The 16,847-nt window shown below is 43.3% G+C and carries 17 protein-coding genes; 10 read left to right on the forward strand and 7 right to left on the reverse strand.

Annotated elements, in window-relative coordinates; all coding sequences use genetic code 11:
• Positions 1-111: 111 nt before the first annotated feature.
• The 7 genes from lptD (at position 112) to BW947_RS15060 (ending at position 9,160) form a co-directional block, all read left to right on the forward strand.
• A complete protein-coding gene (gene lptD / locus BW947_RS15025; protein WP_076500963.1) occupies positions 112-2,409 on the forward strand; it encodes an LPS assembly protein LptD in 2,298 nt (765 codons plus the stop codon).
• Positions 2,410-2,651: 242 nt separating this feature from the next.
• The gene (surA, locus tag BW947_RS15035) at positions 2,652-3,956 is read left to right on the forward strand and encodes a peptidylprolyl isomerase SurA (protein WP_076500965.1); all 1,305 of its coding nucleotides are present in this window, start codon (positions 2,652-2,654) and stop codon (positions 3,954-3,956) included.
• Positions 3,957-3,962: 6 nt separating this feature from the next.
• The gene (gene pdxA / locus BW947_RS15040) at positions 3,963-4,949 is read left to right on the forward strand and encodes a 4-hydroxythreonine-4-phosphate dehydrogenase PdxA (protein WP_076500967.1); all 987 of its coding nucleotides are present in this window, start codon (positions 3,963-3,965) and stop codon (positions 4,947-4,949) included.
• Positions 4,950-4,963: 14 nt separating this feature from the next.
• Positions 4,964-5,770 (forward strand): 16S rRNA (adenine(1518)-N(6)/adenine(1519)-N(6))-dimethyltransferase RsmA, encoded by an 807-nt coding sequence (gene rsmA, locus BW947_RS15045; protein ID WP_076500968.1) that lies wholly within the window; start codon positions 4,964-4,966, stop codon positions 5,768-5,770.
• A gap of 49 nt (positions 5,771-5,819) precedes the next feature.
• Entirely contained in the window at positions 5,820-6,200 is a 381-nt protein-coding gene (gene apaG / locus BW947_RS15050) for a Co2+/Mg2+ efflux protein ApaG (RefSeq protein WP_076500970.1), read from the forward strand.
• A gap of 21 nt (positions 6,201-6,221) precedes the next feature.
• Positions 6,222-7,046 (forward strand): symmetrical bis(5'-nucleosyl)-tetraphosphatase, encoded by an 825-nt coding sequence (locus BW947_RS15055; protein WP_076500971.1) that lies wholly within the window; start codon positions 6,222-6,224, stop codon positions 7,044-7,046.
• Positions 7,047-7,138: 92 nt separating this feature from the next.
• Entirely contained in the window at positions 7,139-9,160 is a 2,022-nt protein-coding gene (locus tag BW947_RS15060; protein WP_076500972.1) for a methyl-accepting chemotaxis protein, read from the forward strand.
• 189 nt (positions 9,161-9,349) lie between these two features.
• Here BW947_RS15060 and BW947_RS15065 read toward each other — a convergent pair whose 3' ends face one another.
• From BW947_RS15065 to rplU, 5 genes are all read right to left on the reverse strand, one after another.
• Entirely contained in the window at positions 9,350-9,763 is a 414-nt protein-coding gene (locus BW947_RS15065; protein WP_076500973.1) for a DUF3718 domain-containing protein, read from the reverse strand.
• 221 nt (positions 9,764-9,984) lie between these two features.
• Positions 9,985-10,467, reverse strand: coding sequence for a type 3 dihydrofolate reductase (folA, locus tag BW947_RS15070; protein WP_076500975.1), 483 nt, complete (start codon positions 10,465-10,467; stop codon positions 9,985-9,987).
• A gap of 476 nt (positions 10,468-10,943) precedes the next feature.
• Positions 10,944-12,113: an Obg family GTPase CgtA gene (cgtA, locus tag BW947_RS15080; protein WP_076500980.1), complete on the reverse strand. Its 1,170-nt coding sequence runs from the start codon at positions 12,111-12,113 to the stop codon at positions 10,944-10,946.
• 215 nt (positions 12,114-12,328) lie between these two features.
• On the reverse strand, positions 12,329-12,583 hold the full coding sequence (rpmA, locus tag BW947_RS15085) for a 50S ribosomal protein L27 (protein ID WP_006080527.1): 255 nt from the start codon (positions 12,581-12,583) through the stop codon (positions 12,329-12,331).
• Between the two features lie 15 nt (positions 12,584-12,598).
• Positions 12,599-12,910 carry a 50S ribosomal protein L21 gene (rplU, locus tag BW947_RS15090; RefSeq protein WP_076500982.1) on the reverse strand — a complete coding sequence of 104 codons (312 nt, stop codon included), beginning with the start codon at positions 12,908-12,910 and terminating at the stop codon, positions 12,599-12,601.
• A gap of 271 nt (positions 12,911-13,181) precedes the next feature.
• Here rplU and ispB point away from each other — a divergent pair, with 271 nt between their 5' ends.
• On the forward strand, positions 13,182-14,153 hold the full coding sequence (ispB, locus tag BW947_RS15095; RefSeq protein ID WP_076501078.1) for an octaprenyl diphosphate synthase: 972 nt from the start codon (positions 13,182-13,184) through the stop codon (positions 14,151-14,153).
• Between the two features lie 99 nt (positions 14,154-14,252).
• Here ispB and ung read toward each other — a convergent pair whose 3' ends face one another.
• Entirely contained in the window at positions 14,253-14,918 is a 666-nt protein-coding gene (gene ung, locus BW947_RS15100; protein WP_076500984.1) for a uracil-DNA glycosylase, read from the reverse strand.
• A 183-nt stretch (positions 14,919-15,101) separates the two neighbouring features.
• Here ung and BW947_RS15105 point away from each other — a divergent pair, with 183 nt between their 5' ends.
• Both BW947_RS15105 and BW947_RS15110 read left to right on the forward strand, forming a co-directional pair.
• On the forward strand, positions 15,102-15,665 hold the full coding sequence (locus BW947_RS15105) for a prepilin-type N-terminal cleavage/methylation domain-containing protein (RefSeq protein ID WP_076500986.1): 564 nt from the start codon (positions 15,102-15,104) through the stop codon (positions 15,663-15,665).
• A gap of 73 nt (positions 15,666-15,738) precedes the next feature.
• Positions 15,739-16,059, forward strand: a complete 321-nt coding sequence (locus tag BW947_RS15110) for a DUF3144 domain-containing protein (RefSeq protein ID WP_076500988.1) — start codon at positions 15,739-15,741, stop codon at positions 16,057-16,059.
• Positions 16,060-16,147: 88 nt separating this feature from the next.
• On the opposite strand, the gene BW947_RS15115 is transcribed toward BW947_RS15110, so the two are convergent.
• Positions 16,148-16,762: a LysE family translocator gene (locus BW947_RS15115; RefSeq protein WP_076500990.1), complete on the reverse strand. Its 615-nt coding sequence runs from the start codon at positions 16,760-16,762 to the stop codon at positions 16,148-16,150.
• Between the last annotated feature and the right edge of the window lie 85 nt (positions 16,763-16,847).

The following is a 16,847-nucleotide window of genomic DNA, read 5'->3' on the forward strand; positions in this document are numbered from 1 at the left end:
TGGAAACAGCTAAGAAATCGAGAGATTTATTTAACGATGTTGCATATGTACATTGCGACTTTCCCCATCGATACTTGTCCAGACTAAGAAATCATAATTACTGACCTAAAGATGCAGATCCGTTACTTTCTGGCCTTGAGCCTGTTACCGCAATTAGTCCTGGCAGACGACTCTCCAACCGCTTCAGCATCTCAATGCTTAATCGAACCGCCAGTACCCCGTATCGTATCTCAAACTCAGGGGATGACCGCTGCCGAGCTGAGTAAAATTCGTATCGTATCGGATAACTCCAATGCTGAAATGGGCAAACAAGCCATTTTCCGTGGAGATGTACTTTTTAGCCAAGGCGATAGACACATAGCCGCCGATGAAGCTATTTTAGACCAAGCGACCGAACAGTTTGATGCCAATGGCAATTTAGTTTTCCAAGACAGCAATTTCACCGTCACCGCCAAATCCTTACAAGCGCAAATGCGATCTAACCGCGCCACGTTACAAGGGGCACAATATTGGCTACACGGCCAACAAGTGCATGGCGATGCTGAAAAACTGCAAATTACCATCAATAATAATTTGATTTTAACCAATACCAACTTTACGACTTGTCCACCAGACAATGTATCTTGGTTGCTCGAAGCTGAAAAAATCAAAATCAACAGTGAAGAAGAATGGGGCGAAATTTGGAATGCTAAATTAAGAATTCACGGTGTACCCGTATTTTATATTCCCTATATGACCATTCCCGTTTCAGATAAACGAAAGTCGGGTTTTCTCTACCCAAGCTTTAGCACCAGCACCACTAATGGCGCTGAGTTCTCGGTGCCTTATTACTGGAATATTGCGCCAGAATATGACTTAACCTTTACCCCTAGTTATATGTCTAACCGCGGCTTATTCACTAAAACTGAGTTCCGTTATTTAGCCGGTGAGCGCCAAAATGGGCGGTTAAATTTAGAATATTTAAGTGATGACGACTTAATCAGTGGCAACCCCAACCGCTACCTGTATAACTGGCAGCATCAAGGGGCTATTGATAAACATTGGCGCGTATTAGCCAATTTTACTGATGTTTCAGATAACAATTATTTCAACGATTTAAATTCAGACGTTAACCGTGCAACCGATAACCAGTTATCACGGATTGGCGAAATCAGCTACTTTGAAAAAAACTGGGATCTGAGCACTCGTGTACAAGATATTAAAGTGCTAGGTGAAGATGAAAAACCTTATCAGGTAATGCCGCAGGTCAACTTTAATTATCGTGCCGCCGATTTTTGGAAGAGCTTAGATTTTGGCTTTAATTCAGAGCTGACAAATTTTGCTCATCAAGACAACAACATCAATACCGCGACACGTTTACATATGTCGCCGAGCGTAACGCTACCGATTCATGGGCCTTCAGGCTCGCTCACCAGCCAAGTTAAGCTGATGCAAACTAACTATTGGCAGCAGAATGAAGATCCCAATAGGGTTGTCGATGATACGGTAAGCCGTACATTGCCGCAGGTTCGTATTAATGGTCAGATTAACTTTGAGCGTTTTACCGAGTTATTCGATGAAAATTATCGCCAAACACTCGAACCACAATTTCAATATCTTTATGTAGGCTACGAAGATCAACGTGGTATCGGTATTTATGATACAGCTCAATTACAGGATGACTACTTTGGTCTGTTCCGTGATCGTCGTTTCTCGGGGCTCGATCGTATTTCTGATGCCAATCAAGCGACTTTGGGTATAACCACACGTTTGTTAGACGATCATAACCAAGAAGTGACTAAATTCAGCCTTGGCCAAATCTTTTACCTTCAAGACAGTAAAGTCGGTTACGAAGATAGTATTTTTGAATCAAATCAATCAACATCTGTACTCGCTGCAGAATTAGATACTCGTTTAACGCAGGATTGGTATATGGGCGCTGCGATTCAATACGACACAAATACCAGTGAAAATAAAAAAACTGAAGTCACCTTAGACTTCAGGCCTGAAGTGAACAAACTACTGCAATTGAGCTATCGCTACGTACCCGACTTATTAAACTCAAATACCAATGATACGGTTAATATTTCCCAAGCAGGCGTGCGCGGCGCTTGGCCAATTAGTGATAATCTTTATTTTGTGGGTAACTGGTATTACGACTTGAATGAAAGCCGCAGTATAGAAACCTATACCGGTATTCAATATGAATCATGCTGTTACGCATTGCGATTTAGTTACCATTACCGAATTAAAACCAATTACGATGATAATATTGGTACTGCAGCTATCGATAGTCGTGAACAATTTGATAGCGGTTTTTACTTGAATTTAGTCATCAAAGGACTCGGTGGTTCAGGCCCATTAGGCGTATCTGATATGCTCAACGACGGTCTGTTTAACTATAGAAAACCGCTTTATCTAAGGAATTAGTAAAGAATTGTGATAGATTGCTGAACCTCAACAAGGACTGAGAGTCCAAACAGGTTAATGAGTGCTTGGTGATGTGCCTTTTATTAACGCTTACAAAAGTGAATATTAAGGTTTAACTCTGCATTCAAATGCATCGTCAAAAAATTACATTAAGGCAACTCGCTGTAATTTCGATATAAATGGTAAAATTAATTTAATTAAGCCGTCGAACCTGACCTTAGAACGTGCCAAGGATTTTGTGGATGAAACCCAGTAAACATCTAATTTTTGCTTTATTTGCACTCGCTATGAGCCAATCTACATTGGCCGCACCAGAGCCACTTGACCGAGTTGCGGTTCAAATTAACGACGGCATAGTGCTCGAAAGTGAAATCATCAACATGATTGACACAGTAAAAGCCAATGCTAAAGCTGCTAATCAATCGTTACCTTCTGACAGCGCCCTGCGCACTCAGGTTATTGAGCGCTTAATTCTGACACGTTTACAGCTACAAATGGCTGACCGTATTGGTCTGCACATTGGTGACTTACAGTTAGATCAGGCAATTGAAAACATCGCCCGTGAGCAAAAAGTTTCTGTCGCTCAGATGCAGCAAAAAATTGAAAGCGAAGGGTTGAGCTTTAGCCAATACCGTGAACAGCTACGTGAAGAAATCACCTTAGGCGAAATTCAGCGTATTCAGGTACAGCGCCGTATTCAAGTGTCACCTCAGGAGATAACCAGTTTAGTTAAACTCATCCAAGAGCAAGGTATAAAAGATGTGGAATACCAAATTGGCCACATCTTAATTGATGTACCCGATAACCCAACCAGCGAGCAATTAGAAGCCTCGAGTAAACGCGCTAATATCGTATTGGAACGTTTGAAAAAGGGTGAAGATTTCCGTAGTACGGCAATTGCTTCCTCTTCAGGCCCAAAGGCTCTGGAAGGCGGTATTTGGGATTACATGAACATCAACGAAATGCCGACCCTATTCGCCGAAGTGATTAACGGCGCGAAAACAGGTGATATTTTCGGCCCTATTAAAAGTGGTGCCGGTTTCCATATCATTAAAATCATGGATGCACGTGGTCTACAAACTAAAGAAATTGAAGAAGTCAGAGCACGCCATATTCTGCTTAAACCATCACCAATTCTGTCTGAAGACCGTGCTAAAGCCATGTTGGAGCAATTCGTTAAGCAAATTCGTTCAGGCGAAGCTAAATTTGAAGATCTTGCGCGCCAATATTCTGAAGATCCAGGCTCTGCCACTAAAGGCGGCGAATTAGGTTGGGCAGAACCCAGCATTTATGTGCCCGAGTTCGCTCAAACGCTCAATAGCTTAAAAACAGACCAAATCAGTGAGCCATTTCGTACCACACACGGCTGGCATATCACGCAGTTAGAAGAACGCAGAAAAACTGATGCAACCGATCAATTTAATAGCAATCGTGCGCATCAGTTAATCTTCCGTCGCAAATTTAACGAAGAGCTGCAAAACTGGCTAGACGAAATGCGTTCAGACGCATACATTGAAATCTTCCAGCCAGAGACCAACCGAGGTTAATTCTAATTGAGCACTAAACGCATTGCCATTACCCCAGGCGAACCCGCTGGTATCGGCCCCGATTTAGTCGTACAACTTGCTCAGCAGGCTTGGCCTGCTGAGTTAGTCGTTTGTGCAGATCCCGAATTATTAGCACACCGCGCTAAACAACTTGGCTTATCCGTGACGTTTCGTTCTTACCAGCCTAATCAAGCGCCCAGACCACAAGAAGCCGGCACCTTAACGATTGCACCGTTCAAGTTAGTCACTGACGTCATTTGTGGCCAACTCGATGAGCAAAATAGCAGCTATGTAATTGAAACGTTGCGTTATGCCGGCGAGAAAAATATGAGCGGCGAGTTTGATGCTGTGGTGACGGGCCCGGTACATAAAGGGATTATTAATCAAGCGGGGATTTCCTTTAGCGGCCATACCGAGTTTTTTGCCCATCAAGCAAATTGCCCCGACGTGGTGATGATGCTAGCAACACCAGGATTACAAGTGGCGCTGGTGACAACTCATATTCCATTAGCCTATGTTGCTAAAGCCATCACTCGCAGACGTTTACGACATATTATCAAAATCTTACATGCTGACCTTATTAATAAATTTGGTATTGCTTCACCGAAGATTTATGTCAGCGGTCTTAATCCACATGCGGGAGAAGATGGCCATTTAGGGCGTGAAGAAATCGACGTGATTATTCCTACGCTCAACGAGTTGCGAGAAGAGTTTCAAATGAATATTGTCGGTCCATTACCGGCCGATACTCTGTTTCAACCTAAATATTTACAGGACGCCGATGTCGTCTTAGCCATGTACCATGACCAAGGGCTTCCCGTTCTCAAGTCACAAGGATTTGGCAAATCGGTAAACATCACCTTAGGTTTACCTTATATTCGTACCTCGGTTGACCACGGTACGGCGCTCGATCTCGCGGGTACAGGCAAGGCCGATATTGGCAGTTTTGTTTGTGCTCTGAATAAAGCCATTGAGTTATCCTCAAAGAACTAACGATTACATTATTAATGAGCAGCAAAGTACATTTAGGCCACACGGCCAGAAAGCGTTTTGGACAAAACTTCCTTACCGACAGCAATGTGATTGATCGCATTGTGGGTGCAATTTCCCCCGACAATCACCATGTCATGGTGGAAATCGGTCCAGGTCTTGGTGCCTTAACCGAACCCGTTGCAGATGCTATCGATAATCTAACTGTGGTTGAACTTGACCGCGATCTGGTTGAGCGCCTACATCAGCACCCAATACTTAAAGATAAACTGACCATTCACCAAGGCGATGCATTGCAGTTTGATTTTGGTCAATTGAGTGTACCAGGCAAAAAAATGAAGGTGTTCGGTAACTTACCTTACAACATTTCAACGCCGCTAATGTTCCATCTGTTTGAGTTTGCTGAACAGATTGAAACAATGCACTTTATGTTACAAAAAGAAGTGGTACTGCGTTTATCGGCGAGCCCTGGCTGTAAAGCTTATGGCCGTTTAACCGTAATGGCGCAATATTTCTGCCAGGTGGTTCCTGTACTCGAAGTGCCACCACACAGCTTTACTCCAGCACCAAAAGTAGATTCTGCAGTAGTTCGCTTATTACCCTACGCAGTAAAGCCATTTCCTTGTAAAGACGTAAAAGTGCTACGCCACCTTTGTACTACGGCTTTCAACATGCGCCGTAAAACATTACGTAATAACTTAAAGCACATGCTATCCGATGCCGAGTTTGAACAATTAGGCATAGATTCCAGTCAACGCCCTGAGCAAATCAGTGTTCAGCAATATGTGGCAATGGCTAACATGGTATGTGATAAGCAAGCATAACACCGTCAGGGCACTTAGGTGCCCTTAGACCAGAGCTTAGGAAACCACAATGAGCGCTTTGGATACCTCCATTCGGGTCGAAGTCAAAACTGAGTATATCGAGCAACAATCCTCTCCCGAAGATGAAAAATATCTCTTCAGCTATACCATCACTATCATTAATTTAGGTAATAAAGCGGCCAAGCTCGAAACTCGCCACTGGATCATCACTGATGCCAACGGCAATATCAGTGAAGTCCAAGGTGCAGGAGTGGTCGGTGAAACCCCCACCATAGCGCCTAATACAGCCTATCAATACACCAGTGGCACAGTGCTCGATACACCGCTAGGCATTATGCACGGTACCTATGGTATGGTCAGTGAATCAGGTGAACGTTTTCAGGCAACGATCCGTCCCTTTCGTTTAGCAACGCCTGGGTTACTTCACTGATATTATTTAGGAAAGATTGCTATGGCGCATTATTTTGTTGGTGATATTCAAGGCTGTTTCGCTGAATTACAAAGAATACTCGCCAAGGTCGATTTTAATCCTTCCCGCGATGAGCTTTGGGCCGTAGGCGATCTTGTTGCGCGCGGACCAGATTCCTTAGCCACGCTGCGTTTTTTTCGCTCTTTAGGCGATGCAGCTAAAACAGTGTTAGGCAACCACGACCTACATTTATTAGCATTACACGGTAAGCTTAAACGGCCTAAACCTAGCGATCATCTTACTGAGATTCTAGAGTCTACCGACATTGCAGCATCCATTGACTGGCTAAGGCAGCAGCCGCTTATGCGTGAGCTACCTGAGCATAAAATCATCATGAGCCATGCAGGTATACCGCCACAATGGTCATTAGATGTATTAAGGCAAGAAGTCGCGTTAGTCAGCCAAGCATTACAACAAGATGACTACTTAGAAGCATTAATTAGTCAAATGTACTCCGATGGAACAGAACAGTGGGATCCGTCTGCGACTGGCATAACCAGATTACGTTATTGCATTAATGCATTAACACGCATGCGTTACCTCTATCTTGATGGGAGGTTTAATTTTGATTGTAAGCAGCCACCAGAAAAGTGTAACAATCCTCAATTACGCCCTTGGTTTGACTTCTCTTCACCTTTGCGTGAGAGCCATACCTTAGTATTTGGACATTGGGCGGCACTAATGGGTAAAGTCAGCGATACTAAATTAAAAGCTTTAGATACCGGATGTTGCTGGGGTGAACATTTAACGCTATGGCACCTCGAAAAAGACCAAATAATTACCCAAAAGAAGTTAAAAAAGAGTTAAACTAAAGTCACTTGATGTCGATAAACGACTGTACTTCCCCTGATATAATCCTACTGTCATTTGGAAAAATATAATAAAAATCGGAGTCTCCTATGAAGTTTAATGTAGCCACCAGAGTCATTGGTGGATTTGGTATTGTTATACTGTTACTTGTGCTGCTAGGGTTTACGTCTTATCTCACCAACAATGGCCTCAAAAAAAGTTCAACTATGATGCAAGAGTTAAGCCTGCCCGCGCTTAAATCAACCAATCATTTAAGTGAGACATTGAGTGAGCAACAAAAACAGATCCTCATTGCCTATCACGCCCCAAAAGCCACAGCGATCCCAAGTATCCGCACTGTGTTCGACGGTCATACAGCTCGGTTTAAAGATGAAATTACAAACCTGAGTCAGTTATTAAAAAACCAACCCAATCTTGCTTCTTTAATCACTCAATTAAATAGCAGTTTTTCTACCTTTGAGCGCGATAGCCTAGCCATGTTTGCCGAACGTGAAGCGGCATTAAGTAAACAAGAACAGTTAATCAATCTGAAGAAAAAACTCGAAAATGCGGCTGATGATGCGTCATCAGAATTACTCGATATTGTTGATTTAGAAAATAGTGATAGACCTGACTTACAAAGCCTTGCAGCATCAGCAAGTGCCATAGACACCAGTCTAGGCAATATTATCACTACTATCGCAGACTTAGTCAGTAACGAAGAAGAGAGCAAGCACGAACTGATCTCTAAAGAACTTGACTACATTATTAGCGAAACGAAGAACAAGCTGGATTATGTCAATCGCCACGGTCAAGGCATTATTGCAGCAGATACTTTAAGCTCGGTCACAAAAGATATTGAAAAAGTCCTAACACTCGTTACTGGGCCGCAATCTATGCTGCAAGTGAAATCGAGCCAACTCAGTAATACTAAAGAAGCCAAAGTAAAACTCAGCGTTATTGAAAAAGATGTCACCGTTATCAATGCTAATATGGATGATGTCAGCGATAACATCGAACTTATTGCCGCCAATATGAGCAAAGACAACATAGATAAAATTGACTCAGCCAGCATGCAGACAAGCTTAGTGGTGTTAATTGCTATTTTGGTCGCTGTAATAGTCAGTTTTGCCGTAGTCAATCCGCTAAAACGATCGCTCAGCCAAGTAAATAACGCCCTTAACGTGCTAGCCTCAGGTAATCTCACTCATAAACTTGATGATTCTGGACACGATGAATTTGCTGAACTAGCGAAAAACTGTAATCGTCTTGTCGACAGCTTGCGGAGTTTGATTATTGGTATTTTAGATCGCTCGAACCAACTTGCCGCAGCGGCCGAACAAACCTCAGCTATTACAGCTCAAACCACTTCAGGGATTCAAGAGCAGAAAAGTCAAGTTGATCAAGTCGCCGCAGCCACAACAGAACTGAGCTCTAGTGCTCAGCAAGTCACACTAAGTGCAGATGAAGCCCTTGAACAAATCAAACAGGCTGACCAAGAAACGCAGCATATGCGTACTATTGCCGAAGAGAATAAACTGACCATTTTGGCATTAGCCGATGAAGTGGCCAAAGCGGCTCTAGTGATCAATAAAGTGCAATCAGATAGTGCATCCATTGGCTCAATCTTAGATGTGATCCGCAGTATTGCTGAGCAGACTAACTTACTCGCATTAAATGCCGCCATTGAAGCGGCCAGAGCGGGTGAACAAGGTCGTGGTTTTGCCGTTGTTGCAGATGAGGTTCGTAATCTAGCTTCTCGTACTCAAGCATCAACAAGAGAAATCCAGCAGATGATTGAAGTACTACAGTTGGGTGCAGAGCAAGCCGTCGCAGCAATGGACATGGGCCGCACACAGGCCAATGCCTGTGTCGAGAAAACAGAGCAAGCAAACACTGCGCTGGAAACCATCATCCAATCGGTCCACAGAGCCTATGACTCTGGTACTCATATTGCCCATGCCGCGCAGGAGCAAAACTTAGTAAGCCAACAAGTATCTGAAAAACTTGAGCATATTGCCGCTATTTCAGAAGAAACCGCTATGGGTGCAGATCAAACGGCTCAATCTAGTCATCAGGTAGCTAAATTAGCCGAAGAGCTACAAGCTTCTGTCGGGGAATTTAGACTCTGATCGTTATTATAACGTAACCTAGCGTTACTAAGCAGCCCTAGGTTAAGAGCTAAACCGGTGATGGTTTATCCTCAAAAGTCTGTATAACGTTTAGTTTGAATTAAAAATAAAAATGCCGAACTAAAGTTCGGCATTTTTACTTCGCTTAGGCTTACGCGCCAGCTAATCACGGCTCAGGCTCAAGTAAGCTTACTCTTCTTCACCACCAGCGGCGGCGCCCAAGCGCTCTTTAACTGCTGCTGTGATTGGGCTAGCACCATACCCATTAGCTTCAGCCCAAGCAAAAATTGTCACACCATCAGCTTCGGGTACACTCAATTCATTTACTGACAAACGTTTCGCAACAAACTCACCCACATCATCAGCTTTTACACTATAGGCTGTTCTTAACAGGCTCACGCCATCGCAACTAACATTACTGTAAATTTGACGTAATTTAACACGGCTTTCTTTTAGTTTTTTACGTAAGCGGTTTTTATCGTTAGCTTTTACGTAATCACAAATACTATCGATCAATGGATCCCCAGCAGCAACGGCAGATGTAGGTACAGAAACATAACTAAATCCAATCATCGCAGCTAAGGCTACAGGTATAAGACGCATCCGATACTCCTCAATACTTTCTTATTTTTTATAATTAATATTGTATGGGCTGCATCTATTATCTAAATAATGCCAATCTTTTGGTTTTTAGCTATCGTTCTACATCCAAAATCACCAGGTGAAACGATCCCTTTTCAGGGTTAACTCTATGTCCAATAGGATAAAACACTTCAAATAAAGCTACACCGCATACACACAGGGCATACAACAGAACGGGTAACTTAACATCTTTTGCTTAAGTTGATAAAGCGATATTCCAAACCTTCGGCACTTTTACCCTGCAAAGACTCCGTTTCATACCAAGAGCCATCATCCCATTTTGGGAAAAAAGTGTCGCCTTCGACGTCAAGATTAATGTGCGTTAAATATAAAGTATCCGCATCAGGTAATAATTCAGCATAAAGCTGGCCGCCACCAATGATGACAAGCTCTTCACAATCACCTGCCATACGTTTCGCTGCATTAAAGGACGTCACGCAAGTCACTCCAGCGATAACAAGATCTGTTTGGCGTGAAATAACGATGTTATGTCGCCCTGGAAGCGGTCTACCGATGGACTCAAAGGTTTTACGCCCCATGACAACAGGCTTACCTAAGGTCATAGCCTTAAAGTGGCGTAGATCCTCTGGCAGATGCCATGGCATTTTATTATTTTTCCCAATTACTCGATTGTTTGCCATCGCGGCTATCATAGCAATACGCATGCGTACTCCTTATTTATATAAAAAATCATTAAATGACGAAATAGCGCTCTAACATGCTATTTATACCACTCAGGTCAATGCCAAAGAATCTAAAATCAAAGCACTTTATAAGCCATAAACCATGATTGATGTACTGATTTTAGCTGGATGATGAATTGAACTAAAGCTATCAACACTTTAAAGCCATAGATATTTAGAATAGTAAGAATAATGTGCTGATTAATCCCATGCTTGCTACTAGGGTAGCGCAAAGTGGTGCATAAACGAGAGTATAAATAGGCTAACGCGGAGAACTGGAAAGGATGGAAAAATTTAAGCGAGTAACATTTAAAACCTGACCTAGACGCCAGCTGATCTTTAACAAAATCAGCACTTGCGTCGTAGGTCAGTAACCGTTGTGTAGCATGCACAACTTGGCGAGTTATATCACCTTGAGTATCAAGGTATACAGAACTCGCAAAATTCAAGCAATTACCTTATCTTTGGTAAATAACTTCTACATCGTAGTCATCATCATCAAAGTCGTCATCATCATCTTCATCAACATAATCTTCATTCAATGAATCAATATTAGCTTGATGATAATTATCCCACTTGAACTCAACTTCGCTATCAGGATCAACCTTGTTGTCTTCTGGTGGTAAGCTGGCAATGTAATCAAGCAGTTTTAATGCTAACTCGCTGGTACCATGACGATTATAGGCAGAAACCGTATAAACATCGCCTTCCCAGTTCATTTCTTTAACGATACGGTCCACTTTTTCTTGCAGCTCTTCTTCAAGCAGTAGATCGGTTTTGTTAAAGACTAACCAACGTGGCTTACCCGCTAATTTAGGTGAATACTTTTCGAGTTCACCCACGATTGCGCGTGCAGATTCAACTGGATCGGTTCCGTCAATCGGCTCGATATCGATAATGTGCAGTAAAATACGGCAACGCTCAAGATGCTTTAAGAAGCGAATACCTAAACCCGCACCATCGGCAGCGCCTTCAATCAGACCTGGGATATCGGCAATCACAAAGCTTTGACCTGGGCGAGGATTAACTACACCTAAGTTTGGCACAAGAGTGGTAAACGGATAGTCTGCTACTTTCGGCGTTGCACGGGAAACGGCACGAATAAATGTCGACTTACCAGCGTTAGGCATACCAAGTAAACCCACGTCAGCCAACAGTAACAACTCTAATTTAAGACTACGAACTTCACCCGGTGTTCCTAATGTCTTTTGACGCGGAGCACGGTTAGTACTGCTCTTAAAACGGGTGTTACCTAAACCATGGAAACCGCCCTTGGCAACCAATAGTTTTTGGCCATGGGTCGTAAGATCCCCCAGCACTTCTTCAGTATCATGGTCAACAGCGCGCGTACCGACAGGAACTCTTAAGATCAAATCTTTACCGCTATGACCGGTACAATCACGGCCACGACCATTTTCGCCACGTTCAGCCATGTGAAAACGTTCAAAACGGAACTCGATCAACGTGTTGAAGTTTTCGTCAGCCTGCAAAAAAACACTGCCGCCATCGCCACCATCACCACCATCAGGACCACCATCAGGTACATATTTTTCGCGCCTAAAGCTAACACAACCGCTACCGCCGTCGCCTGCTTCGACCCTAATTACTGCCTCATCGACAAACTTCATACTTACTCCTGGCACCACTGAATGAAGCAATTATACCGTCTAACTTCATTGGTCGCCAAAAAACTCGAGATACTTTGCCCCCAATCTTACCTGCCAATGAAGCTCCTTGATAATTTATTACCAAAAAACAGCCACTTACATGTGTAAATAGAAGCGTAAAAAACAGAAAGCCCCACCAATGGCGGGGCTTTCACAGTATAGGCTAGCTTCGAAAATTAAGCTTCGATGCTAATAAACTTACGGTTATTAGCGCCTTTAACTTCGAATTTAACTTTACCGTCAGTCAGAGCAAACAAAGTATGGTCACGACCAATACCTACGTTTACACCAGCGTGGAATTTAGTGCCACGTTGACGAACGATAATGTTACCAGCTAGAACTGATTCGCCGCCAAAGCGTTTTACACCTAGACGTTTACTTTCTGAATCGCGGCCGTTACGAGTAGAACCGCCAGCTTTTTTATGTGCCATGAGTTAGACTCCTATTTATGCGTTGATAGCAGTAATTTTAACTTCAGTGAACCACTGACGGTGGCCCATCTTCTTGTCGTGATGCTTACGACGACGGAACTTGATGATAGTAACTTTATCACCACGACCGTGACTTACAACTTCAGCAATGACTTTACCGCCAGCAACTAAAGGAGCACCAACATGAACTGTTTCGCCATCAGCGATCAAAAGAACTTGATCAAACTCGATAGTAGAACCAGTTTCAACTTCTAACTTTTCTAAACGAACAGTGTGACCTGGGGCTACACGGTGTTGTTTACCACCACTTTGAAAAACAGCGTACATAGCTATTTTACTCCAATTCCTAACACGCGGGCTCATACTTTGATGAGGCAGGGTGCTATAAAAAACTTTATTGACAATGGGCGCGGAGTTTACGCGAAGAACCCAACTCTGGCAACCCCTAATTAGGAAAGAATAAAAAAAGACCGGATTAACTCTCACATTAGTTGAGCTAGTGCTGTCATATGTCAAAATTTTAGGTAAAATTCATTTCATTATAACACGCGAGCCTAAACAGGGGCCGATACGCATGACCCCACAACCAGAGTCTATTATGGATTTAAACGCTATTCGTCAACTGGCTGACACTGATATGCAAGCAGTCAATCAGCTGATATATAAACAGCTTGAATCAGATGTCGCCCTAATTAATCAATTAGGTTTTTACATTATTAATGGTGGTGGTAAACGTCTTCGTCCTCTGCTATCGGTATTAGCCGCCCGTGCGGTGAATTATGAAGGCGAAGCGCATCTTAAGCTTGCGGCGATTATTGAGTTTATCCATACAGCATCATTGCTACACGATGATGTGGTTGATGAATCTACGCTACGCCGTGGGCGCGAAACCGCCAACGCACTGTTCGGCAATAGCGCCAGCGTACTGGTCGGTGACTTCCTCTATACGCGCTCGTTTCAAATGATGACAGAGCTCGACAGCATGAAAGTGCTTAGAGTGCTCGCCGATACCACTAACGTGCTGGCAGAAGGAGAAGTATTGCAATTAATGAATTGCAACGATCCTAATACCACTGAAGAAAGTTATATGCGGGTCATTTATTGTAAAACAGCCAAACTATTTGAAGCTGCAACTTTACTCGCTGCGGTCTTAGCAAATGCAACGCCTGAGCAAGAAACGGCGCTAGGTAACTATGGTAAGTATCTTGGTACGGCCTTTCAGCTCACGGACGATTTACTCGACTATACCGCTGACAGTGACGATTTAGGTAAAAACATAGGTGATGACCTTGCTGAAGGTAAACCGACTCTGCCGCTAATCTATGCGATTGCCCATGGTACAGAAGAAGAGAAACTGCTCATACGTCAAGCAATAGAGCAAGGTGATGGTACACAAGCTATAGATAAAATAGTCGCAGCATTGCACCATTGCGGCGCCTTAAACTATACCCAGCAAAAAGCGATAGAAGAGTCAGAAAAAGCCATTGCCGCACTGTCTATTTTGCCCGATAGCGACTACAAGCAAGCTTTAGTCACACTTGCTAAAATATCAGTCGACCGTAATCATTGATTATTTGCTAATTTTTATTTATCGCCCAATAAAAAGGTCTTACTAGGTAAGACCTTTTTATTGTTTGATTTTTGGTCTACTCAGCCTTTAATCTTAACATTAAACCTGCCAGAGGATGGGCGCTTCGCCCCGTTCAATTAGTAATTGATTCACTTTAGAAAAATGTCCGCAACCAAAAAAACCACGGTAAGCCGATAAAGGAGACGGGTGTGGACCTGTAAGTACATGATGTTGCGGTGCGGTGATCACTTGGCCTTTCTTTATCGCATGGCTGCCCCAAAGTATGAAAATAATCGGCTGTGTCTGGCGATTTAATAACGCCAGTGCAGCGGCCGTAAAGGTTTCCCAACCTGCTTTGGCATGGGAATGCGCCTTGCCTTGCTCAACTGTCAGCACAGTATTAAGCATCAACAGCCCCTGCTCTGCCCATGCAGACAAGTCGCCATGAGACGGTGTTGAAAAGCCAGTAATATCCGCTGTCAATTCTTTGTACATATTGGCTAAAGAAGGCGGCGGTTTAATACCACGCTTAACTGAAAAACATAAGCCATGGGCTTGATTAGGGCCGTGATAGGGGTCTTGTCCAATCAAAACAACTCTGACGTTTTCGAGAGGAGTAATATTAAGGGCATTAAAAACATCGGCCTTTGGTGGATAAATCACTTTCCCCGCCCTGCGTTCATTGTCTACAAAAGCACTGAGCTGCTGAAAATAAGGCAATGCCTTTTGCTCATTGATAAATGCTTGCCATGTCGCCAGAGTCACTATTCTACTTCCTCAATTCCATTATTGAGCTAGCTTAAAAGCCCTGCCATTCAATGGCAAGTTTGAAAAGGTATCTATGGTTAAGTGATACAGGGCGCTTCATCATATTTTATGTTTAGTCCCATTTAAAACATATTACTTTCAGTGCTATAGTGCGTCCATTCTCGCACTGTCTAATACGCTATGATGATCCAACATTCTGATAAATCGATTCAAACACAGCAAACAGGCTTTACCCTGATTGAGCTTGTAGTGGTGGTCATCGTACTGGGCATTCTAGCCGTCGTTGCCTTACCGAAATTTATCAATGTGCAACAGGATGCCCAAATCGCCACTGTTAAAGCAGCTGGCGGCGGCTTTAAGTCAGCCATTAATCTAGCACGTGCCGTTTGGGCGGTTAAGGTTGGCTCAGGCCCAAAAGAAGATTTACCCGTATTTGGTACGGCGCAATCTGAACAAATTGATTTTAATGCCTTTGGCTGGCCTGCACAGCACTATATCTATGGCAATGAAGCCTCACCATCCCTTGATAATGTTGAAGATTGTGTCTCAGTATGGGAAGTGTTATTTCAAAACACTCAACCTAGTGTCTCTCGCTTAGATATAGATGCGACTGAAACCGACTACAAAACCCGCTATACCAACCCAGGCAAGTGCACTTATTTCTATCGAGTTAACAATAAGCTGTCAATTAGCTATGACTCACAAACAGGAACCGTCATTACTGACACAGATCCCAATAGTTAATGCCTAACGATTCCTTATTACGCGAATTAAGTTAGAATCGAGTTTTATTTCGCTATTTTCTAAAGTGAACGCCATGACAGACACGAGCAATACCACCATTTACGAACTTGCCGATCAGTTTATTGCCTTAGCCAACCAGCTAAGTCAGCAAGAAACCGATGTAGGTAAAGTAGGCACTGCCCTCCGTTTTGCTGCCGCACGTTTTAACGCCTTTGAAGCCGCGATTAAATCAGCGGATCTCGGCGCAGAGAAAGAAAGCGCATTAGAATGGTTTAGCAGTGAATTTAAAGAAATGCTGAGTGATAACTTAGATGATCACATCGCAAATCCACCAATCACCCAAGAAGCAGCGGCAGAAGAAGCTGATAATTCGGTGCAAATGTTTAAAGGCTAAGCACGCCCTTCATGCATAGCGATAACATAAAAACGCCATCGATTGATGGCGTTTTTGTTTGTTGAAACAAAAAATCGCCGATAAATAGCTAAAGCGTATACACCACGCGGATAGCCAACAGTATCAATACCACGCCGGATAATTTATCAATTAAGCTGGCTTTTTCTCTCAACTTAGGCAATACACTCGAGTGAGATAACAGTAAAGCAATCAGGGTGTACCAGAGACCATCGACCACTAAAGGCGTAAAGATGATTAATGCCTTTGCCGTTATGCTATCGGCCACCATAACGAACTGGCTAAAAAGCGCGAGAAAAAACAACATTATCTTAGGATTAAATAAAGAAATCGCGATACCGTCACGGGCGGCGGTTAAAGTATCAGTTGCTTCACCTGCGGCTAACTTAGCTTGCATGCCACCTTTTGAGCACAGCGCTTGAACTCCCATCCAAGCCAGATATAACGCTCCAATAATTGCAATACCGTTAAAGACTAAAGGCGCTTTTTTTAACACTACGGCTAAACCGAGCAAGGTCACCAACGCATAAATCCCAATGCCAATCGAATGTGCCCACGCGCAAACAATCCCTTTACCTCGCCCACCGCCTAATGTGTGGCGCACCACCATCGCTAAACTGGGACCCGGCGACATAGCGCCCAAACAACAAATGGCCAATAACCCTAACCAGGTACTCAAACTCATTAAAACATCCTACGCCGAATAAAAAGGCCCCTATGATGTATGTAAACTCTGGGGCCGTAAACTTGCTGACGATTCTAACATCACG

Origin of the sequence: Shewanella morhuae (assembly GCF_900156405.1) — a bacterium.
GTDB classification, from domain to species: Bacteria; Pseudomonadota; Gammaproteobacteria; order Enterobacterales; family Shewanellaceae; genus Shewanella; species Shewanella morhuae.